Origin of the sequence: Sphingobium yanoikuyae (genome assembly GCF_013001025.1) — a bacterium.
GTDB classification, from domain to species: domain Bacteria; phylum Pseudomonadota; class Alphaproteobacteria; order Sphingomonadales; family Sphingomonadaceae; genus Sphingobium; species Sphingobium yanoikuyae_A.
Window position 1 is genome coordinate 2,737,330 of sequence record NZ_CP053021.1, and the last position, 23,861, is coordinate 2,761,190.

A 23,861-nucleotide genomic window follows, 5' to 3' on the forward strand; every position below is an offset into this window, starting at 1 on the left:
ATTTATTATGCAATCTTTGTCAACGAAATTTCACATTTCTCGGAACGATCCAAATCTCATGTAAATACGTCAGTTTGTCGCGATAAAACTTCAGAAAAATACGCATGAACGAATGAAGTTGGAAAAGCCTCAACCAGCATCAAAAAAATTGAAGCCCGCTCTAAAAACGCCCAAAGATTAATTGACATTTCAATTAAATTTGCTTTGCTGCCGGCATCAACGGAGGCAGAATTGAACAGAGAATCGCGCAGCGCCACCAAGGGGCATTTCCACATTCATCGCCATGGGCGGCAGGCCCTGCTCCATACGAGCGCCATCCTTCTGGCCGCCGTGGGCATGCAAGCCCCGCTCCACGCCCAGCCGATCGCCCCGATCGCCTCACCCGTGCCGGAAAGCGGTGACGATCAGCGCGCCCGTGACCTGGTGGCGAAGATGACGCTCGATGAAAAGATCGATATGATCCGCGGGGCGCAGGAGGATGCGAAGACCGATCAGGCCGCCGCCGGCTATCTCCGGGGCGTGCCGCGCCTCGGCATCCCCTCGATGCGCTTTGCCGATGGTCCTCCCGGCATCCTGACCCGCGAACCCTCGGTCGCCCTGCCGGCGACCATGGCACTCGCCGCCACCTTCAGCCGGGAGGATGCGGAACAAAATGGCGCTGTGGTTGGCCTCGAAGCCCGGCGCCTCGGCGTCGACGTGGCACTGGAACCGTTCGTCAACATCATGCGCGACCTCAATTTCAGCCGCGGCTGGAACACCTATGGCGAAGACCCCTATCTGTCGGGCATCATGGGCGCGGCGCAGGTGCGCGGCATCCAGGGCCAGGGCGTGATGGCGCAGGCCAAACATTATCTCGGCTATGACCTGCGCGGCTACAAGACGGTCATGGACGAACAGACCATGCATGAAGTCTATCTCGCCCCGTTCGAGGCGGTGATCGACGCTGGCGTCTCCTCGCTGATGTGCGCCTACAACTATACCAACGGCAAATATGCCTGCGCCAATGACGACCTGCTCAACGTCACCCTGCGCAAGGAACTGGGCTTCAAGGGCTTCGTCACGTCCGACTGGGGCGCAGTGCACAAGCCGACCGACATCAACACCGGCCTCGACATGGAAATGCCAGGCCTGATGCCAAAGGGCAGCCCCTGGCTCACCATCACCCGTTCCTATTTCGACAATGACAAGGCGCCGGTCGAACCGCTCAAGATGACCATGGACGTGCTCGGTCGCGTCTTCGGTCGCGCCGTGCCGGAAGAGGGCAAGGGCGAGCGCGCCCCGATCAAGTCGGTGATCTTCCGCGGCCAGTTCCCGGACGATCCCGCGCCGGTCAACATGGCCTCCGCGCTGGCCGACGGCACGGTGCAACTGGCGCAGATCGACGAAGCGGCCTACCGCGTCGTGCATGAAATGAACCGCTTCGGCCTGCTCGACCGGGGCAATCACCAGCCCACCGGCGGCGCGGTCGATCCCCGCATCGCGCCCATCATCCGCAAGACCGCCGCGGATTCCGCCGTCCTGCTGAAGAATGACGGCGCCGCCCTGCCTTTGAGCCAAACGGACATGGACGATCTGGCGCTGATCGGCCCCGGCGCGGGTCAGGTCGTGGCCCTGGGCATCAACGCCGAACATTCGCTCGGCCTGCCCGAAACCCAGAACAGTGTCGCCGCCCTGCTCCAGCGTGAGGCGGGCGGCCGCGCCGGCGCCCATGTCGCCTATGCCGTCGCCAACGACATGACCGGTACGCCCATCCCCGCCGACCGCTTCAGCAGCGACGGCGTGCCAGGCCTCGCCCGCTATGTCGATGGCAGGAAAGTCGCGCAGGACAGCGCGCTGAACTTCACCGACGGCAACGCCAATGCTCTCGCCGCCGACGCCCAGCCGGGCTGGAAGGGGGAGATCGACATCCCCTCGGCCGGCACCTACGGCATCTATCTTCAGATGCTGGGCACCCATGGCGAGTTGCTGATCGACGGCAAGCTGGTCGGCCGTTCCAGCGGCATGACCGGCGCGCGCCATGGCGACACGGTACAGCCTGGTCAGGACGCGCTGCTGTCTACCACCGACAATCTCAACAATGTCCGCCGCGACGTCGAACTGACGGCGGGCAAGCATAGTATCGAGGTCACGACCGGCGCTGACACCTCGCACGCGCCGATCCAGATCCGCCTGAACTGGGTCACGCCAGAGCAGAAGGAGGCCAATTATCGCCACGCCGTCGAAACTGCGGCGAAAGCGAAAAAGGCGGTGGTCTTCGCCTGGGCCCGGCAAAGCCCCATCTTCGGCCTCACGGCGGAACAGAACAAGCTGATCGAGGATGTGAGCGCCGCCAACCCCAACACCATCGTCGTGCTCAACACCAGCTATCCCGTTGACATGCCCTGGCTGGGCAAGGTGAAGGCGGTGCTCAACATGTGGTGGGGCGGCGACAAAGGGGGCGAAGCGACGGTCGACATCCTGACCGGCCGCGTCAGCCCGGCAGGCCGCCTGCCCTTCACCTGGGGCAAGGCGCTGGAGGATTATCCCGCAACCGACCCGCGCTATCCCGAGCGCGGCGCGCGGGAGGATGGCGTCGTCACCTATTCTGAAGGACTGGACGTCGGCTATCGCTGGTTCGATCGACAGAACAAGGCGCCGCTCTACGCCTTCGGCCACGGCCTCAGCTACACCAGCTTCGCCTATTCGGGCCTAGGCGTGAAGCCTGCAGCCGACGGCGGCCTCGACGTCCGCTTCACCGTCGCCAACACCGGGCAGCGCGCGTCGGACGAAGTAGCACAGGTCTATCTCGGCGCACCCGCCAATGCGCCGCAGGGCATCGCGTTCCCGGTGCGTGCGCTCGCCGGTTTCGATCGCATTCATCTGGCGCCATCGGAACGCAAGACGATCTCGGTCCATGTCGCACCGCGCAGCCTGCAATATTGGGACGAGAAGGCCGGACGCTGGACCACGCCCAAGGGCACGCGCATCGTCCAGGTCGGCGGCTCCTCGCGCGATCTGCCGCTGACCGGCAAGAGCCGCTAAGGGGCGACGCGATGCAGAAACACGCGCCTGCCATCGGCAGACGGCAATTTCTGGGTGGCGCCGCCGGCGTCACCCTCGCCTCCCTGTTGGCCGGGCCAGAGGCGTTGGCGCAGGGCAGCCGTTTCGCACCGGCCATCGCCGGCGAGCCCAATGCCGCCTGGGCGCGCAAGGCGCAGGCGTTGATGCCCGCGCTGCACAGCGTCGAGCAGCAACCGCTTGCGCTGGTGAAGATGATCCCCGACCCCGCGCAAATCTTGCGTTTCCGGGTGGAAGAGGATGCCAGCATCACAGACTTTGCCACCCGCAGCTTCCGCAAGGGCGACAGCTTCATCCTCGACTTTGGCGGGCATCGCACCGGCCATCTGTCCTTCGATCTGGAAACCGTCGGGCGTGAACCCGATGCCCCGGCCCGGCTGAAGCTGACCTTCGGCGAGGTGCAGCCCGATGTCGCCGAACCGCTGCACCCCTATAAGGGCAAGATTAGCGAGGCGTGGTTGCCAGAAGAGATCATCACCGTCGATTATCTGCCGCAATCGGTGAAGATGCCGCGCCGCTACGCCTTCCGCTATGTCCGGGTCGATGTGATCGACACCTCACCCGGCTTCGCGGTGAAATTCGGCAATGTCCGCGCGCATGCAATCACTTCAGCCGGTCCGATGCCCGTGCCGATGGGGTCGACCCCGCGGCTGCGACGGATAGACGAGGTTGCGATGGCGACTCTGCGCGACTGCATGCAGACAAGTTTCGAGGATGGCCCGCGGCGCGACCAGCGTCTGTGGGTCGGCGACCTGCGGCTTCAGGCCCTCGCCAACTATGCCAGCTTCCGCAACAATGATCTGGTCAAACGCTGCCTCTATCTGTTTGCCGCCTATCGCGACAAGGACGGGCTGGTCGCCGCCTGCGTCTATGAAAAACCCTATCCGCGCTATGGCGGCATGCACATTGTCGATTATGCGGCACTTTTCAACGTCACCCTGCGCGACTATCTGGACGCGACGGGCGATGTGGCCACGGCGCGCGACCTGTGGCCGGTGGCTCAGCGCCAGCTGGAGTTGATCGAACGCTGGATCAGTCCAGCCGGACTGTTCGTCGATCCGGGCAATATGTGGATCTTCATCGACTGGTCGAGCAAGCTGGACAAGGGCGCTGCCATCCAGGGCCTGCTGACCTTCGCCTGGAAGGCAACCGCCGATCTGGCCCGGCGACTGGGCCTGACGCGGGAGGCGGATCGCCTCTCCCGCCGCGCCGCCATGATGACCGTCGCCGGGCGCGCTGCTTATTGGGACGCCGCCAGCGGCCGGGTGCTCAGCGGCACTGCGCGGCAGGTCAGCTGGGCAGGCGCCAGCTGGATGATGCTGGGCGGCCTGCTGTCACCGCGCGAAGGCCGCAACGCCCTGCGCGCAGCGCTGGCCGATCCCGCCGCGATCAGGCCGTCCACTCCCTATCTCTATCATTATGTGGTGGAGGCCCTGATCGCCTGCGGCGAGAAGACCGGCGCGCTGGCGCTACTCGAAAGCTATTGGGGCGCAATGATCGATGCGGGCGCTGACACGTTCTGGGAAGTGTTCGACCCGGCCAATCCGCTCTCCTCCCCATATGGCGACATCCACATTAACAGCTACTGCCATGCATGGAGCTGCACGCCCTCCTATTTCCTGAGAACATAACCCTTAAGCGACTCAGGTGAGGACAGATTGGGATATACCGAAAGCAGGGGACTTCAATTGCCCATAAAGCCGATCGAGCCTGTGTCCTTTTCTGGGCCAAGCACTAATGCCGCACGTTGAAATTCGTTGTAGCACATTGGATAGCAGCTCGAAGACGGATGCAGTCAAGTACCTGTTTTTGCTAAACAATGTGCTACAACTTTCGCTCTTTTAATCAGTAGGTCGCTGGTTCGAACCCAGCTGGACTCACCACCCCAGACATCGCGATAGAAACCGATCCCGGCGCATCCGCGCCCGGTCAAGGTCGTGCGCCCGCATCATTTCTGCACATGGCGCACAACTATCGTGCCGACAAACGGCAGGACAGGACGGGTCCAGTTGTTATCGAGCGGGCGACGCGCCCGCTGCCAAGATCCGGGGCGCACACCGCGGTTTTCGATAGCGGGCGCGTCACCTTTCCCATGACCCGACCTTCCCCCATTGCGCCCACCCGCAAAAGAAAACGCGGCCCCGGAACATGCCCGGAACCGCGTCTTTGCCCTTCCCCAAGGGAATGGGATCAGAACTTGCCCTGGATACCGACGAAGAAGCGCTGACCGGGATAGGCCATCTCCACCGGCATATCGCTATTGATATAGAGTTTGGTGGATTCCTTGGTCAGGTTCTGCGCTTCCAGGAAGACACTGAAATGATATTGCGGGAAGCGCAGCGTGATCTTTCCGTCCAGATAGCCTTCACCCCTGCGATAGAGCGGGTTATTGCCGTTATTGGCATCAATCACCGTCTGCATCCACTTGGAGCGATAATTGTAGCTCAGGCGGAAATTGAGCCAATCCTTGTCGTAGAAGAAGCTGGCATTATAAGTATATTTCGACATGCCGGGATATTCTTTGAGTTCCGCCCCGGTCGCACTGTTGGTGAGGTTGGTCCGCAACGCCCGCGAATAGCTGAAATTCGCGCTAGCCCCGAAACCATCGAACGGCTTGGGCAGGAAGGTGAAGGCAGTCTGCGCATTCGCCTCGATGCCGTCGAGCAGCGCACCAAAGCCATTGACCGGCTGGCGCACCGTATAGCTGGAGCCGTCGTTGAACAGGTCCACGCCGCTGCGGGTCACATTGGGAATGACGAAGCTGGATTCATATTTCTTCCAATAGCCCAGGCTCAGCATCGTGTCGGCATTGGGATACCAGGCCAGGTTCACTTCCCACTGGTCTGCGCGATAGGGCTTGAGCGCCGGATTACCCGCTGTGCAGGTATCGTCCGTGCCCGTGATGGTGATGTCATCCAAGCAATTGATGTTCGGCACCAGGTCGGTCGGGCGCGGTCGCGCCAAATTCTTGGCCCAATTGGCCCGCAGGAACAGGTCGCGCGCCAGTTCCAGATTGGCGTTGAAGGCCGGCATGATGTCCGTGTAACTGTTGCTGATCGTCACCGATTGCGCCGCCAGCACGACCGTTTCCGTGCCGCCGGTCGGGGTGAAGCGGGTCACGCGGCTGACATTGGTGCCGGTCCCTTCATCCTTGGTATGCATCCAGCGCACGCCGGCATTGCCGGTCAGGCGCATGCCGAAAATCTGGGTATCGATATCCGCCATGACATAACCCGCCAGCACGGTTTCGTCGATCTTGGCGCTGGGCACCTGCGGGAAACCATCGGCGAAGCGGACGAGATCATGATCGAAGCCCGACAGATCGTAGAATTTCCCCAGTTCCTCGGCATCGAAATTGGGGAAGGCGAGCCCCGTGGGCAGGCCAGCCGGCGCGCCCTTCAGGCCGGAAAAGAGCGGCGCGCCACCCGTGGTGCCGCCAATCGCGCCGATCAGCGCGGTATATTGGGCGGGCGTCATATACCAGGTATTGCCGTTGCGCGTCTGGGTCGGATTGGCGACGATATTGGTGGTGTAGGAGACATTCGCCGACGATTGATAGGTCATGCTCGTGGGATCGAGCAGTACCGAACCACCCCCCTGATAGTTCAGGAATTTTTGTTTGCGCCCCTGGGCACCAAATTCGATCTTGCTGACGATCGGGTGATCGATTTCCCAATCGACGTCGATCTTGAACTGATCTTCGGTATTGTTGAACTCGCCCGGACGATATTGCAGGCCGGGGCCGTAGACGGGCAGCACCTGGCCATTGGCGCCGGTGCGGGTGAAGTCGGCATAGACCGCCGGATCGGCGGGGTCGAAATTGGATGGGAAGCTGAAGACCGGCAGCCCCTGATCATTGTTGCGGTCGATGGTGATGCCCGACACGCTGGTGCCCAGCGAAATGAGGTTGGTCTGCTGATCGGTATGGGCGGTCGCATGCGATCCCATCACGTCGATCTTCAACCGGCTATTGGGTTCCCAGGTGAAGCCGCCCGAGAAATATTTGCTGTCCTGGTCATAATCGAAGTCGCGGCGCTGCACGCCGATGATGTTCGCCGCACCATTCCAGTTGGGGTTGGTTGCGGTACCGATGTTGACGGCGTCAAGCGCGGTGGTGAGGCCGGTGACGACATGGTTCCCGTTGACCGTCGAAGTGCCCAGTTGGACCCGGCGACGCGACGTGCCACCGCCCGCGCCGGCTGCCAGTTGCGGATCGAGATTGAAGCGCTCGATGCGGCCCAAATCGACCGAATAGTTGGTGTCCTGCAGCTTCTGGTTGCGCAGATTGACCTGGCCGTTGACATAGGCGCGGAAATTGGGCGCCACCTGATATTGCAATGTGACATCGGCCGAGATGCGCTTGTCATTACGCACCAGTTGGCGATAGCGCGGCACGGTCGGCGCCCAGTCGAAGAACTGGGTTTCGCACGCCAGCCGGTTGGCGGTAGCGGCCCCAGTGGTCGCACCACCGACGCCAGCGCAGCTCTCATATGTATTATAGTTGCTGTAGAGCGGATTAGCGACCGTCTTCTCGGTCGAATGATCGAAATCGGCCAGCCGCTGCCAGTTGGTGTTGCTGATATAATCCTGGCGTGTGTCGACGTCGCTATAGGTGGCGTTGACCAGGATGCCCAAGCCATCGATCAGGAATTTGGGCGCACCGGCAAAGAAGGTCAGGCGCGGCTTCCAGCTTTCCGTAAGATCCAGATGCTGGCCCGACGCGACCATCGAGATCAGTGGATCCTTCAGTTCCAGCGGCTTGCGCGTTTCGACGCGCACCGTGCCACCAATGCCACCTTCTGTCAGGTCGACGGCATAGCCCTTGTAGACGTCGACCGACTTGACCAGTTCGGCCGCGATTTCGCGGAAGTCGCCGGCGCGCGAACCGAGCGCGCTGACCTGGCTGACACCGTTGATCTCGACGCGGTTGAGGTCGGGCTCGACGCCACGGATCGAAATCTGGTTGCCCTCGCCAAATTCGCGGCTCAGCTGGACGCCGGTGATGCGGGCGAGCGAGTCACCGATATTCTTGTCCGGGAAGCTGGCGATATCATCGGCGACGATCGAGTCGACGACGGTGTTCGCTTCCTTCTTGCGGTTGATCGCCGATTGCAGCGAGGCGCGAGTGCCGACGACGACGATATCGGCAGCCGAAACGGCACCTTCCTTCTTTTCGCCTTCGTCATTTGTCTGAGCAATGGCCGAAGCCGACACCAGCATGACGCCGGCCATGGCGAGGGCGGAAGCGCCCTTCAGCGTCCGGCGAACCATCGCGATGTTGGAAAAATTGCGTGCACTTTCAGTGGTATGCTCGCGCATAGCCGATCCCCTCTCTCCCAGAACACCCCATGACCGACTCCGTTTCCCCACGGTCGTCGAATCAGTTTCTAGACGGAGAGTTACTGAACCTATATGTGGGATGCAATTCTAATATTTGGATCAGTAGTGATCCGGAGGGGAGATTGATGCAAATGCGCACCACTATTCGGGCCTTTACCATGATGCTCGGGCTGGCGACTTCGACCATGGCATTGGCAACTGGCCCCACCGCCCGAATAGCGGCCGAACGACTTGATCGTGGCGCGGTAGCGCTACCAGCACAGGGCGGCGGCATGCTCATTACATGGCGTCTACTGGCCGATGATCCCGCCACCATCCGTTTCCGCCTGTTGCGCGACGGCAAGCCGATCCATGACAGCCGCGTCGGCGAAGCCACTGCCTTCGTGGACAAGAAAGGCAGCGCCACCAGCCGCTATGCGGTGCAGCGGATCGGCGACAAGAGCGCCCCCTCCCCCGCCATGATGTGGGACAAATCCTTTCTCTCCATCCCCCTCACGCCCCCCGCCGACGGCGTCACCCCGGCCGGCGAGTCGTTCAGCTACACCGCCAATGATGCGAGCGCGGCCGATCTGGACGGCGACGGCCGTTACGAGATCATCCTGAAATGGGATCCGACCAACAGCCATGACAACAGCCAGGGCGGCTATAGCGGGCCGGTGCTGCTCGACGCCTATCGGCTCGACGGCACGCGGCTATGGCGCATCGACCTTGGCCGCAATATCCGCGCCGGCGCCCATTATACCCAGTTCCTGGCCTTCGACTTCGACGGCGACGGTCGCGCCGAAGTGGCGATGAAGACCGCCGACGGCACGGTCGACGGCACCGGCACGGTGATCGGCGACGCCAAGGCCGACTGGCGCGGCCATGATGGCGAAGTGCCCCAGCGCGACCGCACCGGCGCCAAGGTGCTGCCCGATGGCACCAAGGTCGCACCGATGCAGGGCCGCATCGTCAAGGGGCCGGAATATCTGACCGTCTTCGACGGCCTCACCGGCAAGGCATTGGCCACCGCCCCCTATGATCCGCCACGCTATCCCGGCGGCAATCCCACGACGCAGCAGCTGACCGAAAGCTGGGGCGATGGCTATGCCAACCGATCCGACCGGTTCCTGGCCGGTGTCGCCTATCTCGACGGCCATCTGCCCTCGATGGTCTTTGGCCGCGGCTATTATGCCCGCACCGCGATCGCCGCCTGGGACTGGCGCGACGGCAAGTTGACCCAGCGCTGGCTGTTCGACAGCAGCCAGCCGGGCAAGGGCGACTATGCCGGACGCGGCAATCACCAGCTTTCGATCGCCGATGTCGATGGCGACGGCCGCGACGAGGTGATCTACGGATCGATGGCGGTCGATGACGATGGCAAGGGGCTGTGGACCCAGCCGCTCTTCCACGGCGACACCATGCATGTCAGCGATCTCGACCCCGCCCGTCCCGGCCTCGAAAAATTCGGCGTGTTCGAGGATCAGCGCCAGAATGGCATGATCGGCTCCGCCCTTCTCGACGCGCGCACCGGCCAGATGCTCTGGTCCACCCCGGCCGAAAAGGACACCGGTCGCGGCGTCGCCGCCGATATCGATCCGCGCCACTGGGGCGCCGAGTTCTGGAACTCCAGTTCGGCCGAACTGTTCGACGTCGCCGGCAAGCCGATCGGCCCGCGCCCGCGCCAGATGAACTTCGCCATCTGGTGGGATGGCGACCTGCTGCGCGAACTGCTCGACAAGACGACCATTTCCAAATGGGACTGGGAAAATGGCAGGGAAATCCCCCTGCTTTCGCCCGAAGGCCTGTCGTCCAACAACGGCACCAAGGCGACACCGGCGCTTCAGGCGGACCTGATCGGCGACTGGCGCGAGGAAGTGGTGTGGCGCAGCGCCGACAATCGCGAACTGCGCATCTACACCACCCCCTATCCGACCACGCACCGCTTCGTGACGCTGATGCAGGATCCGGTCTATCGCCTCGGCATCGCCTGGCAGAACACCGCCTATAATCAGCCGCCGCACACCAGCTTCTATCTGGGCGCCGGCAAGCAGGGCGAACGCTGACCCTTGATCGGGTGGGTGGCGCCCCATGCGCCGCCCACCTGACTGACCAATATATGGATCATATATCCATTTTTAGGGATATCTATTGACCCCTCGCCTGGCATCGCCCAAAGTGGCCTGACCAATATTCGGAGAGGGCAAGGGCATGAAGCGAAAATCGGCTGTCGGCGCGCGGGTGCGTCAGTTGCGGGGTGGCCTGGCCCTGCTGGCGCTGACGCCGCTCCTGCCCGCTCTCCCCGCCGCCGCCCATGACGCCTCCACCGTCACCGCCTCGCCGCGCCAGACCTATAATCTCAATCCCGGCTGGCTGATGACCACCGGCGATCAGGCCGGTGCGCAGCAGCCCGGCTTTGACGACAAGGGCTGGCAGAGCGTCACCCTGCCCAACGCCTTCAACGAGACGCAGGCCTTCGCTCGCGACATCAAGGCGCTGTCCACCGGCATCATCTGGTATCGCAAGCACATCACCCTCCCCGCCGATGCGGCGCGCGGCAGGGCCTTCCTGGAATTTGAGGGCGTGCGTCAGGCCGCCGAAATCTGGGTCAATGGCCGCTCGGTCGCGCTGTCCGAACATGGCGTGATGGCCTTCGGCGCCGACATTACCGCCGCACTCAAGCCCGGCGACAATGTCATTGCCGTGCGCGTCGACAATGACTGGAAATATAAGGAACGCGCCACCGGCAGCGGCTTCCAGTGGAACAATGACAATTTCAACGTCAATTATGGCGGCATTACCAAGAATGTCCGGCTCCACCTGACCGGGCCAGTCTATCAGACGCTGCCGCTCTATTCGACGCTCGGCACCACCGGCCAATATGTCTGGGCCGATGGTTTCGACATCGCCGGCCGCCGCGCCAATATTCATGCCGAAAGCCAGGTCCGCAACGACAGCGCTGCCGCCCACGCTTTGTCGCTCCGCGTCGAAATCCGCGATCCCGCCGGCCGCCGCATCGCCCGCTTCGACAGCGGCGCCACCTCGATCGCGCCCGGCCAGAGCGCCACCCTCGCCGCCGCCGCACCGGTCGCCGACCTCCATTATTGGAGCTGGGGCTATGGCTATCTCTACACCGTGACGACCAGCCTGATGGACAAGGGCAAGGTCATCGACAGCGTCGATACGAAGACCGGCTTCCGCCAGACCCGCTTCGGCAATGGCAAGGTCGACCTCAACGGCCGCACCATCATGGTCCATGGCTATGCCCAGCGCACCTCCAACGAATGGCCCGCCGTCGGCACCTCGATTCCGCCCTGGATCAGCGACTTTTCCAACGCGCTGATGGTGGAGAGCGGCGGCAATCTGGTCCGCTGGATGCACGTCACCCCGTCAAAGCAGGACATCGAATCCGCCGACCGCGTCGGCCTGATGCAGGCGATGCCGGCGGGCGACGCCGAAAGCGACGTCACCGGCCGCCGCTGGGACCAGCGCAAGGAGGTGATGCGCGACGCGATCATCTATAATCGCAACAATCCCTCGATCCTCTTCTACGAAAGCGGGAACGAGAATATCAGCGAAGCGCATATGGCGGAGATGAAGGCGATCCGCGATCAATACGATCCCCATGGCGGCCGCGCCATCGGATCGCGCGAAATGCTGGACAGCAAAGTCGCCGAATATGGCGGCGAGATGATGTATATCAACAAGAGCGCGAAGCATCCGATGTGGTCGATGGAATATAGCCGCGACGAAGCCGCCCGCGCCTATCAGGACAATTTCACCCCGCCTTTCCACAAGGATGCGCCCGCCTATAATCGCAACCAGGACAGCCATGCCATCGAGGATGTGAAGCGCTGGAACGACTATTATGTCATGCGGCCCGGCACCGGCACCCGCGTCAGTTCGGGCGGCGTCAACATCATCTGGTCGGACAGCAACACCCATTATCGCGGCGACAATAACTATCGCCGCTCGGGCGAGGTCGACGCCGTGCGCATCCCCAAACAGGGCTTTTTCGCGCATCAGGTAATGTGGAACGACTGGGTCGACAGCGTCACCCCCGCCACCCACGTCATCGGCCACTGGAACTACGCGCCCGGCACGGTCAAGGACATGAGCGTCGTGTCCAATGGGCAGAGCGTCGAACTGTTCCTCAACGGCCGCTCGCTCGGCAAGGGCCAGCGCAGCGATAGCTTCCTCTTCAGCTGGAAGGCTATCGCCTTCGCCCCCGGCACGCTGCGCGCGGTCGCCACCCACGCCGATGGCAAGACGTCGGAGTTCAGCCTCTCGACCACCGGCCCGGCGGTCGCGCTCAAGCTCACCCCCCATGTCTCGCCGCGCGGCTTCGTCATGGACGGCGCCGACATCGCACTGGTCGATGTCGAGGCCGTCGATGCGCAGGGCCGCCGCGTGCCGGTCGACGCCAGCAAGGTCCATTTCGATCTCAAGGGGCCGGCGCTCTGGCGCGGCGGCATCGCCCAGGGCGACAGCCAGGGCAAGGTCCGCGCCGGCCAGACCGAAGGCGAAGCGGTCGTGACCAAAGCGCATGGTGCGGACGGCACCACCTCCTATGCCGGCACCGCGCGCGAGGAGGATAATTATATCCTCTCGCCCGACCTGCCGCTGGAGGGCGGGGTTAACCGCGTCCTGATCCGCGCGGGCACCAAGGCCGGCATCGTATCGCTCACCGCGACCGCGCCGGGCCTCAAGGCCGCCAGCCTGTCGATCCAGACCAAGCTGCCCGCCGCCACCAAGGGCGGGCTCTCCACCGATTTCGCCGACGCCTTCCAGCCCGGCAGCCTGGTGCGCGGCCCGACGCCCGCCACCCCCAGCTTCACCCCGCACCGCACGACTTTCCTCGCGCAGGATATCCGTGCCGGGTCCGGACAGACCGATGCCGGTGCCACCGTCGACGACAATGAACTCACCCGCTGGGCCAGCGACGGCAAGCCGGACAATGGCTGGATCGAATATCGCTTCGCCGCCCCGGTGCGCTTAAGCGAAATCGACCTGAAGCTGGTCGGCTGGCGCTCGCGTGCCTATCCGCTCGAACTGACGATCGACGGCAAAAGCGTCTGGCGCGGCGAGACCGAACGGCAGCTCGGCTACACCACGCTCCGCTTCCCCGCCACGACCGGCCAGACGCTGCGCATCCGCCAGACCGGCCCGGTGCAGGACAAGGACGCCTTCGGCAAGGTGGTGGAACTGGCCAGCGCCCGCCAGGCCGGCGACACCGGCGCCGACGCCGTCCCGCCCGGCTGGCACCTCGGCATCGTCGAAGCCGAATTCCACGGCCTGGTGGACTGAGCCCCCCAACCCGCGCGCTCCCACATCCGTTCGTTTCAAGCCTGTCGAGAAACGAGAAGAAGCTGACGTTTCCTACTCCCCTCCCTTCCAGGGAGGGGCCGGGGGTGGGTGCGCCGCGTAGCGGCGGTCTACGGTCGATAGGGCAGAAGCTCGCTACGCTCGCAACCCACCCCAACCCCTCCCTGCAAGGGAGGGGCTATGTCTTGTTCCCACCGCATCGCCGCCGTTCGGCGAACCTCAAAGCGAGCGCTACGACGCCTTGGCCAGCCCCGGCACCCGCACCGGCTGCGCCACCGGCCGGTTGAGCGCCACCGACAGCCGATCGGCCGTGCGCAGCGCCAGCGCGGCGATGGTCAGGGTCGGATTGGCCCAGCTCGATGTCGGGAAGGTCGAAGAGCCCACGACATAGAGATTGGCCTGGCCATGCACGCGGCCATCGGCGTCGACCACGCCCTGGCGCGGATCGGTCGCCATGCGGGTCGTGCCCATATGATGATAGCCGCCGATCGCGTGGGAGGAGATGAGCGGATCGTTGCGCCACAGCTCGCCCGGCTCGTCCAGCCAGTCGGCACGCTCGACCCGGCCCATGCCCAGCCGCTTGAGTTCACGGCCCAGACCATCGACCAGTCCCGTCACGCTATGCTTGTCGATCGCCGACAAGCGCCAGTCCAGCGCCACGCGCGGCACGCCCAGCGCGTCGCGCTCCTTCGTCAGCAGCACCCGGCTATCGGGATTGGGCGCCTGTTCGGCCCGCACCAGCAGCGCGATCTCCAGCTTGCCCGCCTTGTGCAGCAGCCAGGGACGCAGCGGATCGACATGGCGCTGGGCCCAGGTCGCCGCCTTCTTGGTCATCATCCACAGCCGCCGGCCGCTGCGCGTCGGCGACATGTCATGCTTGAGCGAACCATAGGCGCGCATGCCCCAGAATTGCGACGCCCGCGCCGGTTGCCGCCCAACGATGGTCAGCGAACTGTTGAGCAGCCCTTCGCGCCGCTGCAGATCGGCCGAGGGCGTAATCAACGCCGCCATGTCATGCCCGCCGATCCGGTGCCGCCGGCCGAACGCCTTGAGCAGCGGCCAGGCCCTGGCATCGACGATCCGCCCGCCGCGCGCATGGGGATGCTCCATGAAGTTGCGGCCGACCTGGTCGCGCTCATTGCCGATGTTCGACGCCAGCAGCAGCCGGGCATTCTCGATCCCGCCTGCCGCCAGCACGAACGCCCGCGCCTCGACATGCAGATGCGCGCCCGCCAGCGCCTTCGCCTCGATCCGGCTGATCGCGCCATCCTTCGTCACGATCCGTGTAACGCTGGCATGGGTGATGATCTCGCAGCGCGAATGATCGCGCAGATCCTGGCACGCGTCGAAGGTGAAGCGGTTGAAACGCGGATCGAAATTCCACACCGGCATGTGCAGTTCCGACCGGTCGAACCCCGGCAGCGGTACGCCATGGGCGCTCAGCGCCTCCGCGCTGGCCGGCTCGTCGCCAATCTCGAATATGCCGCGCGCCTGGCCATAATAATCCTGCAGTTCGTCCCAGGACAGCGGCCAGCCTGATCCCGCCACCCAGTCGCGCCGCTGCAGGTCGATCGGGTCCAACGTGGCGCAGCGCCCGCCCCAGATCGCGGTCGTGCCGCCAAAGAAGCGGAGCCGCGCATCGTCCAGATCATAATAGGCCTGGCCGACATTCTTGCCGGCGTTGAGGTCGGCGGTTTCCCGCTCATAGTCCAGCCCACCGCTTTCCAGCAGCAGCACCTGATGCCCGGCCGCCAGCAGCCGGCGCGCGGTGGTGATGCCGGCCGCGCCCGCGCCGATGACGCAGACATCTGCCCGCCGGCGCAGCGCGCCGGTCTGTTGCGAGAGATCAATGCTCATTCATGCGTCCTGATTATTGGCCAGATCGGCCGCGTGCCTCTGCAGGAAATCCTGGGATTCCACGCCGGTCAGCACATAGACGGTGCCCTTGCGGGCCCAGTAGGCGATGGTCTCGCCGTCGACGACCTGGGTGCGCGGCGTTTCCGGCAGGCCGGTGACGGCCCGCGCCGCGAACAGCGACACCGGCGCCTTCTCGCCCGCATCGATCACCAGTTGCAGGCTCGGCCCATAGTCCGACGGGAACAGCTGCACATCCAGCACCCGCCAGCCCGCCGGCAGAACCGGCACGTTGATATGGGTGGCGGACCGGACATCGGCCGGGTCGAAATGCGGGATTTCGGGCTGCGACTTCATGTGCGACCGCACCAGCGCGGTCTTGTGCGACATCAAGGCCTCCTCGATGAACACCGGCATCGCCTGCGCCGGCGGCGCCACGCCCATGTTCAGCTTGCCCACGCCCAGCGCCACCGCGGCAACGATGCCCGCCGCCATCGCCAGCCCGCCGCTCAGCCGGCGAAACAGGCGGCTGCGGTGCAGCGCCCCCTCCACCTTGCGGGCGCTGTCCTGCAGGCGCTGCGGCACGGGCTGATCATCGCGCTCCGCCAGTGCCCGCATCGCGTCGCGCACCGACAGGTCGGCCAGCACACGCGCGGCGACATCGGGATTGCGCACCAGATAATCGGCCACTTCCAGCCGCCCCATTGCGTCAAGTTGGTCGTCGACATAGGCGTGCAGTTCGCATTCGGTGATGGTGAGTTCCGCCATGGCTCAATCCCTCACGATGCGCAGATGGCCGGGGCGCACGGCGGGCACATCCTCTTCCAGCGCGCGCAGCTTGGCGCGGGCGCGCGACAGGCGCGAAATCAGCGTGCCGATGGGAATGCCGATGGCGTCGGCCGCATCCTGATAGGACAGCCCCTCGACCGCGACGAGGTGCAGCACGGCCTGCTGCTCCTGCGGCAGCGCGGCCAGCGCCGCCTCGATCTGGTGCAGCCGCACCATCTGTTCCTGCTGCGGCGCCTCGACCGGATCGGCCTGCGCCACGGCGTCGGCACGAAAGCGTTCCCGCACGGCAGCACGCCGCGTTCCGCTGATGAAGACATTGTGCAGGATGGAAAACAGCCAGACGCGCAGCGGCCGGCCGCGCTGATAGCTGTCGGCATTGGCATAGGCGCGCACCAGCGCATCCTGGACCAGATCCTCGGCATCATTTTCATTGCCGGTCAGCCGACGGGCATAGCGCATCAGCGCGGGCAACAGGTCGACAACCTTGGGCGGCGTGGGTTTCATACGTCACTTACGCCTCAGTGATCGCTTTAATCCCCCTTCACCCAAATATTTCCGGATTATGTATCTTCAACCCGTCAGGGCCGGATTTCGCGCCTTTCCGCGCTGCTGCGCAGGCCTGCTTCCAATATTTCCATCACCGCGATCGCTTCGTCCGCCGGCACCGGATTGGCGCCCTCGCCCCGGATCGCATCGGCCAACGCCTGCCAGAACAACCGGTAGTCGCCGCGCTCATTCATAACCATGTGGGTATCCCCCGCCGCATCGGTCAGATGGCCCGGCTGCGGATCGATGCCCCAGTCCGCGCCCTCGGGCCGCTGCCCGGCGACTGTCACCGCTTCCTGCCCGTCGGTCCCCTGCTTGATCCAGCTGCCGCCCGTGCCATGGACGACGAAGCGCAGCCCGTGCGCCGCCGCCTGCTTGGTCGCATGCAGCAGCACGCGATGGCGCGGATAGCGCAGCGTCACATGGAAATAGTCGGGCGACACCGCCCCTTCACGCAGCGCGGCAATATCCGCGCTCACCCCTTCGGGCTTGCCGAACAGGCACAGCGCCTGGTCGAGCAGATGCGGCCCCAGATCCTGCCAGATGCCGGCCGCCCGCGCATCCTTCCAGCTTGTCGCCGGGGTCGGCCGCCAGCGATCGAAATGGCTTTCGAACTGGACGATCTCCCCCAGCCGCCCTTCGGCGATCAGCCGGCGCAAGGTGCGGAAATCCGCGTCCCAGCGCCGGTTCTGGAACACGGCAAGCAGCCTGCCCGCACTTTCCGCCTCGGCCGCCACCCGGCGCGCATCGGCCAGCGTCGCAGCGAAGGGCTTGTCCACCAGCACATGCTTGCCCGCCCGCAGCGCCGCGATCGCATGCTCGGCATGCAGCTCGTCCGGGCTGCACACGATCACCAGATCGATCCCCGGCAGCGCCAGCAGCGCATCGACATCGGGCACCACCTGCATGTCGGGCAGGCCGGCATGGACCTTGGCCGGGTCGCGCGAGACCACCGCGCGCAGCGCCATGCCCGGCGTCGCCAGCACATAGGGCGCGTGGAACGCCCGCCCGCCAAGCCCATAGCCGATCAGGCCCACGCCGATTTCCTGCATCATCATCGTCCCATATCGCCGGGGCGGATCAGGGCGCCCGCGCCTTGCCCCATAAAGATAGCATATACTATCTTCATGCCGAATCCCGCGAACGGGATCGTCCGGAGAGGATAGCGCTTATGCTGTTGCGCCGACCATCGCCGCTTGTCGACCCGGCATCGGGCGTGCTGCGCGCCGAACATTTCCAGATCGCCTATGCGACTAACGATATCGACCGGGCACAGGCGATCCTGGCCGATCGCTATGGCATAGGCGCTTTCCGCCGGCTCGAAGGACCGCTGGCGGCCGGCGGCCATATCCGCGTCGAACTGGCCTGGGTCGGCCCGGTCATGTATGAATTGCTGACCGCCTCCGGGCCGGGATCGGCCATCTATATGGACCGGCTCGCCCCCGGCGATGCTTTCCAGCTGCGCCATCATCATCTGGGCTATCTGATCCACGACGCCGCGCAGTGGCAGGCCCTGCTCGCCCGCGCGCAAGCCGACGGCCTGCCCGTCCCCCATGTCAGCCATAATCCGGGCTTCATGGACAGTTGTTTCGTAGATGCGCCCGAGCTTGGCCATTATCTCGAATATATTTTCCCCACCCAGGCCGGGATCGACTTCTTCGCCGCCGTCCCCGCCACCTGACCCGCCCGAAAGGACCAACCATGCCTCCTGCCCCTCGCGCGATCGTCGTCGGCACCGGCTTTGGCTGTCGCATCCATGTTCCCGCACTGCGCGCCGCCGGGTTCGAGGTGGCGGGCCTCGTCGGCACCGATCCCGACCGCACCCGCCGCCGTGCCGATGCTGTCAACATCGCTGACATCTTCACGGATCTGGGCGAAGCGATCGAGCGCACCGGCGCGGTCGCGGTGACGATCGCCACGCCGCCCGCCACCCATGCCGCGCTTGCCCTGACCGCGATCGAGCGGGGCTGCCACATCCTTTGCGAAAAGCCGATGGCCGCCGACCTGGCCGAGGCCCGCGCCATGCTGGCGGCGGCGGAACAGGCCGGCATCACGCACCTGATCGGCAACGAGTTTCGCTGGGCACCCGATCGCGCGATGATCGGCCGCGCCATCGCCAACGGGCTGATCGGAGATCCGCGCTATGTCACCCTGTCCAGCGTCCTGCCAATCGTCGCCGATCCTGCCGCCCGCATGCCGCGCTGGTGGTTCGATGCCGGCGCAGGCGGCGGCTGGCTTGGTGCTCATGGCTCGCATCTGGTCGACCAGTTGCGCGTCTGGTTGGGCGAGGTCGACAGCCTCAGCGCCACCCTGCCCACCGTGTCGGACCGCCCGGCCGACGCGGCGGAGGACAGCTATGTCGTCCGCTTCGGCATGAAGAATGGCGCTCAAGGCGTACTTCAACACAGCGCCGGCGTCTGGGGTCCATCCGAAAATATCAGCCGCGTCGCCGGCACCCATGGCACGCTCTGGGTGGACAAGGGCGTGGTCAAGATCGCCGACCGGGATGGCGTGCGCGACCTGCCCGTCGATGCCGACCTTGGCCTGCCTCCGATCGAAGCCGACGATCCGCGCAAAGCGGCAATGCTGTTCGAACTCGCCCCCTTCATCCGCCTGTGCGAAGCCCTGCGCGCCGGCGTCGAAGGGCGGCCCATGCCCGATGGCGTCCCGGTCCCGACCTTCCATGATGGCGTCGCGGCGATGGCGCTACTCGACGCGATCCGCCAGTCCGCCGCGCAGGATGGCGCGCTCGTCACATTGTCCTGAAAAGAGAGAAGGCCCGTCGACGGGGGGATGTCGACGGGCCCAATCTGCGAGACCGCCCGAGCGGGGGGAAGTGCGGCGGCCTCATGCAACAGAACGGGCCAGTGCGGCGATGGTTCCCGCCTTATTGCTGATGCGGCAGCAATTCGATGAACAGCCCCTCAGCGTCGGCACACAGAACATCGCCGTCACGCAGTTCGCCCCGCACGAAACGCTTGCGCCCCTCGACCTTCGTGACCCAGGCGCTGACCTGCAATTCCTTGTCGATCGGCGTGATCGCGCGATAATTGACGTGCAGATAGGCGGTGCGCGCCATCCGCTGCGCGCTCATATTCGCCGGCAACCCCAATATCTCGTCGAACAGCAAAGCCACCGCCCCGCCATGAGCGGCATAATTGGCGCCCAGATGGAAGGCGCCAAAGGTGACGCGGGCATGGAGCGAATCGTCGCCCATCCGATCGGGGATGAAGGCCGGCGCAAACACCTGTCCATGGCCCGGCGCGTCGCGCACCCGGCCGAACATGCGATGCGCCTCGTCCGCCACCATCGGCGTCAGCCGCTGCGTCCAGGCGGCCAGGTCCGCGTCCAGCGCCTGCGCCGTAGCGTCGTCCAGCTTGGCCGCCGCGACATGATCCAGGAAATCGCGCAGCCGGTCGATCATCGCGCCATAGGGCGTATCGCCCGTCAGCCAGCGTCCGCCAAGCAGATCCCGTTCCTCATCCGATCCCGGTCCTGCCGCCGATCCTGCTTCCATCATCTGTCGTCCTGCTCCCTTTGCCCCTGCTTAGCCATGCTTTGGCGGGCGAAGGAAGCCCCCGATCGGCGGGCAGGATGACGGCTGGATCGCCGCGCATCAATCGGGCGCGGCTGCACCTTCCGGGATAACGCTACGGCGTTGCGGCATCACGCTGCGCCCCGGCACCATCAGGGGACCGCCGGGCAGATCGAAAAGAAAATCGCCTTCCGCGCCATTGATGCAGAGGCTGAGGCCCGACGCCCGGAAATGCAGCACCAGCCGCCGGCGCGCGGGATCTTCCCATTGGGCAACGGTCAGCGGCTGACCGCCCTCATCCAGCCAGACGACATCGCCCTCGCCCAGCAGCGCCACGTCGGTCAGCTCGACGCAGCTCCGTCGCCACTGGCCCAGCGCAAAGGCATGCGCCTCGATCTCCCGGTCGCGCGCGTCCCACTCGATCCAGCTGATGCCATTATCCTGCGCATAGGCATTATTATTGCCCATCTGGCTGCGCCCGAACTCGTCGCCCGCCGTCAGCATGATCGTGCCGCGCGAGCAGAAGAGGGTCGAAAGCAGCGCCTTGATATCGCGTTGCCGCGCCGCGATCACCGCCGGATCGGCACTCGCCCCCTCCAGGCCATTGTTCCAGCTGAAATTCTCGCCATGGCCATCGCGATTGTCCTCGCCATTGGCGAGGTTATGCTTGTCCGCATAGGCAGTGCAGTCGGCCAAAGTGAAGCCGTCATGGGCGGCGAGGAAATTGACGCTGCGGGTGATGCCCTCGAACAGGTCCGACGATCCCGCCAGCCGCGTGGCAAAGGCGCCGATCGTGCCGGCGTCTCCCCGCCAGAACCGCCGCATATCGTCGCGATAGCGGTCATTCCATTCCAGCCAGGGCGGCCCGAACCGGCCCAGTTGATAGCCCCCCGGCCCGATATCCCAGGGCTCGGCGATCAGAATGCGGTCGCCCAGCACCGGATCGGCGCGCATCTCCGCCAGCAGCGGCGCGTCAGGATCGAACCCGTCCGCAAGCCGCCCCAGCGCCGGCGCCAGATCGAAACGGAAACCATCAATCCCCGCCTGCACCACGAAATGGCGCAGCGATTCCAGGATCATCCGGCGCACCATCGGCTGGTTGCAATCCACGCTGTTGCCGGTGCCGGTATCGTTGATCAGCCGCCCGTCCGCCTCATGCCGGAAATAGGCACGGGCATTGAGGCCGCGCAACGACAAGGTCGGTCCCAACCTGTCACTTTCGCCGTCATGATTATAGACCATGTCCAGGATCACGCCGATCCCGGCCGCATGCAGCGCAGCCACCGTATCGCGCAGTTCGGTCAGGCCGCCAGGCGCCAGTCGCGGATCGAGCGCGAAATAGCTGACCGGATTATAGCCCCAGGCATTGCGCAGGCCGAGCGGCGGCAAATGTCGCTCGTCGATCCAGGCGTTGATCGGCATCAGTTCGACCGCGCCAACGCCCAGCTTCTGCAGATGATCGATCACCACCGGATGCGCCAGCGCCGCGATCGTGCCGCGCCGCGCCTCGGGAACGTCAGGATGCAACAGCGAGAAGCTGCGCACCTGCAATTCATAGATCAGCCCGCCTGGCTGGAAGCACGGCGGCGCCGGCGCGACCGGCGGCAGAGGCGCGCTCACAACCCCTTTGGGCATCACCGGCGCCGTATCCTCCCCCTGCCCGCGCGGTGCGGCCAGCATCGGGTCATGGACGAAGGCCCGGTCGAGCGCCGGCGCATAGGGATCGAGCAGCAGCTTGTCGGGATCGAACCATAGGCCGCTATCGGGATCATATGGGCCGTCGGCGCGCAGGCCATAGCGGGCACCGGCGCCGACGCCCGGCGCATGAACCTGCCAGACGCCCTCCTCTCCCCGCGCCATCGACAGGCGGGTTTCCCGGTCGTCCTGATCGAACAGGCAGAGCCAGAGCTGCGTCGCCTCCGGCGCCCAGACGGCAAAGCGGGTTCCGCCGGCATCGATCACCGGCCCGAACCCGTCCGCGCTCATGCCGCTTCGCGCTCCAGCAGGCTGCGATAAAGGGCCGCGTAGCGCGCCGCGCTGTGGGTCCAGCTGAAATCGGCGCGCATCCCCGCACGCTGCATCGCCTGCCAGGCTTCCGGCTCGCCATGCAATCGCACCGTCCGCGCGATCGCACCATGCAGCGCCAGCGGATCATCGCCAGCGAACAGGATGCCGGTCGCCACGCCCGCGCTCACCGCCGCCTCATTGGCGTCGATCACCGTATCGGCCAGGCCGCCGACCCGCGCCACCACCGGCACGCAGCCATAGCGCAGGCCATAAAGCTGGGTCAGGCCGCACGGCTCGAAGCGCGACGGGATCAGGATCGCGTCGCCGCCCGCCTGCAACAGATGCGACAGCGGCTCGTCATAGCCGATCTGCACGCCCACCCGGCCGCGATGCCGGTCCGCCGCCGCCAGGAAGCCGCCCTCCAGCGCATGATCGCCCGATCCCAGCACCGCCAGCTTCGCGCCCAGCCCGACCAGATGGTCGATCGCCCCCATCATCAGGTCCATGCCCTTCTGCCAGGTCAGGCGGCTGATGATGACGAAGATCGGCGCATCGTCGCGCTGCAAACCGAAACGCTTCTCCAGCGCCCGCCGGTTGGCGCTGCGGCCGCTGAGGGCGCGCGCGCTGTAGCGCCGCGCGATCAGTTCATCCTCGGCCGGGTTCCAGATGTCGGTATCGACGCCGTTCAAAATGCCGTGCAGTTTGTCGCTGCGTCCGTTGATCAGCCCGTCCAGCCCCATGCCATGGACCGGCGAGCGGATTTCCTCGGCATAGGTCGGGCTGACCGTGGTGATCGCATCAGCCGACACCAGCCCCGCCTTCAGAAAGCCGGTGCCGCCATAATATTCGACGCCATCCATGCCCCAGGCTTCGGCCGGCAGGCCCAGCTGGGCAAATATCTCCGGCCCGAAACGCCCCTGAAAGGCAAGGTTATGGATGGTGACGATGCGCGGCACGGCATGGGCCGGGCCAAAGCGCATATAGGCTGCCGTCATCGCCGCCTGCCAGTCATGGACATGGACGATATCGGGCCCCCATCCCTTCACGCCCTCCGCCGCAATGTCCGCACCGACCCGCGCCAGCGCGGCAAAGCGCCGCCAATTATCGCCCCAGTCATTGCCGCCATGGTCGCCATAGGGCCCGCCTTCGCGCGCAAAGAAATCGGGCGCGTCCAGCACCAGCAGGTCGAGGTCGCCGACCTTCCCCGCCAGCACCGTCGCCGGGGCACCGAACAGCTTGTCATAGCGGCGCACCGCCTTGGCCTTGCCCAGCTTCGACAGGACCGACGGATAGCCCGGCACCAGCGTCCGGGTCTCGACATCATGGCCCGCCAGCGCGGCGGGCAGCGCGCCGACCACATCGGCCAGCCCTCCGGTCTTGATCAACGGGTATATTTCGGACGCAACCGACAGAAGCTTCATCATCATCC

At 65.0% G+C, this 23,861-nt stretch carries 15 protein-coding genes; 6 read left to right on the forward strand and 9 right to left on the reverse strand.

Annotated elements, in window-relative coordinates; all coding sequences use genetic code 11:
• Nucleotides 1-56: 56 nt before the first annotated feature.
• A complete protein-coding gene (locus tag HH800_RS13400) occupies nucleotides 57-260 on the reverse strand; it encodes a hypothetical protein (RefSeq protein WP_169861380.1) in 204 nt (67 codons plus the stop codon).
• Here HH800_RS13400 and HH800_RS13405 point away from each other — a divergent pair.
• A complete protein-coding gene (locus HH800_RS13405; RefSeq protein ID WP_206379171.1) occupies nucleotides 232-3,021 on the forward strand; it encodes a beta-glucosidase family protein in 2,790 nt (929 codons plus the stop codon). The genes HH800_RS13400 and HH800_RS13405 overlap by 29 nt on opposite strands.
• Before the next feature lie 11 nt (nucleotides 3,022-3,032).
• Nucleotides 3,033-4,688, forward strand: a complete 1,656-nt coding sequence (locus tag HH800_RS13410) for a hypothetical protein (RefSeq protein WP_206379172.1) — start codon at nucleotides 3,033-3,035, stop codon at nucleotides 4,686-4,688.
• Between the two features lie 559 nt (nucleotides 4,689-5,247).
• On the opposite strand, the gene HH800_RS13415 is transcribed toward HH800_RS13410, so the two are convergent.
• The gene (locus tag HH800_RS13415; protein WP_169861381.1) at nucleotides 5,248-8,376 is read right to left on the reverse strand and encodes a TonB-dependent receptor; all 3,129 of its coding nucleotides are present in this window, start codon (nucleotides 8,374-8,376) and stop codon (nucleotides 5,248-5,250) included.
• A 179-nt stretch (nucleotides 8,377-8,555) separates the two neighbouring features.
• Between HH800_RS13415 and HH800_RS13420 the strand changes: the two genes are divergently transcribed.
• Nucleotides 8,556-10,442, forward strand: coding sequence for a rhamnogalacturonan lyase (locus HH800_RS13420; protein WP_328805742.1), 1,887 nt, complete (start codon nucleotides 8,556-8,558; stop codon nucleotides 10,440-10,442).
• Nucleotides 10,443-10,587: 145 nt separating this feature from the next.
• Nucleotides 10,588-13,683, forward strand: coding sequence for a DUF4982 domain-containing protein (locus tag HH800_RS13425; protein ID WP_169861382.1), 3,096 nt, complete (start codon nucleotides 10,588-10,590; stop codon nucleotides 13,681-13,683).
• 249 nt (nucleotides 13,684-13,932) lie between these two features.
• On the opposite strand, the gene HH800_RS13430 is transcribed toward HH800_RS13425, so the two are convergent.
• The 4 genes from HH800_RS13430 to HH800_RS13445 all read right to left on the reverse strand — a co-directional run bounded on the left by HH800_RS13430 (nucleotide 13,933) and on the right by HH800_RS13445 (nucleotide 17,948).
• Complete coding sequence (locus HH800_RS13430) at nucleotides 13,933-15,558, reverse strand: FAD-dependent oxidoreductase (RefSeq protein WP_169861383.1); 1,626 nt, start codon at nucleotides 15,556-15,558, stop codon at nucleotides 13,933-13,935.
• Nucleotides 15,559-16,323, reverse strand: coding sequence for an anti-sigma factor family protein (locus tag HH800_RS13435; protein ID WP_169861384.1), 765 nt, complete (start codon nucleotides 16,321-16,323; stop codon nucleotides 15,559-15,561).
• 3 nt (nucleotides 16,324-16,326) lie between these two features.
• Complete coding sequence (locus HH800_RS13440; RefSeq protein ID WP_169861385.1) at nucleotides 16,327-16,848, reverse strand: sigma-70 family RNA polymerase sigma factor; 522 nt, start codon at nucleotides 16,846-16,848, stop codon at nucleotides 16,327-16,329.
• A 74-nt stretch (nucleotides 16,849-16,922) separates the two neighbouring features.
• Nucleotides 16,923-17,948 (reverse strand): oxidoreductase, encoded by a 1,026-nt coding sequence (locus HH800_RS13445; protein ID WP_169861386.1) that lies wholly within the window; start codon nucleotides 17,946-17,948, stop codon nucleotides 16,923-16,925.
• Nucleotides 17,949-18,061: 113 nt separating this feature from the next.
• Between HH800_RS13445 and HH800_RS13450 the strand changes: the two genes are divergently transcribed.
• Together HH800_RS13450 and HH800_RS13455 are read left to right on the forward strand one after the other, a co-directional pair.
• Nucleotides 18,062-18,571, forward strand: coding sequence for a hypothetical protein (locus HH800_RS13450; RefSeq protein ID WP_169861387.1), 510 nt, complete (start codon nucleotides 18,062-18,064; stop codon nucleotides 18,569-18,571).
• A gap of 20 nt (nucleotides 18,572-18,591) precedes the next feature.
• Nucleotides 18,592-19,656 carry a Gfo/Idh/MocA family protein gene (locus HH800_RS13455; RefSeq protein ID WP_169861388.1) on the forward strand — a complete coding sequence of 355 codons (1,065 nt, stop codon included), beginning with the start codon at nucleotides 18,592-18,594 and terminating at the stop codon, nucleotides 19,654-19,656.
• 121 nt (nucleotides 19,657-19,777) lie between these two features.
• On the opposite strand, the gene HH800_RS13460 is transcribed toward HH800_RS13455, so the two are convergent.
• The 3 genes from HH800_RS13460 to glgA form a co-directional block, all read right to left on the reverse strand.
• Nucleotides 19,778-20,410, reverse strand: a complete 633-nt coding sequence (locus HH800_RS13460; RefSeq protein WP_169861389.1) for a PaaI family thioesterase — start codon at nucleotides 20,408-20,410, stop codon at nucleotides 19,778-19,780.
• Nucleotides 20,411-20,506: 96 nt separating this feature from the next.
• Nucleotides 20,507-22,411 carry a glycogen debranching protein GlgX gene (gene glgX / locus HH800_RS13465; protein WP_169861390.1) on the reverse strand — a complete coding sequence of 635 codons (1,905 nt, stop codon included), beginning with the start codon at nucleotides 22,409-22,411 and terminating at the stop codon, nucleotides 20,507-20,509.
• Nucleotides 22,408-23,859, reverse strand: coding sequence for a glycogen synthase GlgA (glgA, locus tag HH800_RS13470; RefSeq protein WP_169861391.1), 1,452 nt, complete (start codon nucleotides 23,857-23,859; stop codon nucleotides 22,408-22,410). The genes glgX and glgA overlap by 4 nt, the downstream gene beginning before the upstream one ends.
• Between the last annotated feature and the right edge of the window lie 2 nt (nucleotides 23,860-23,861).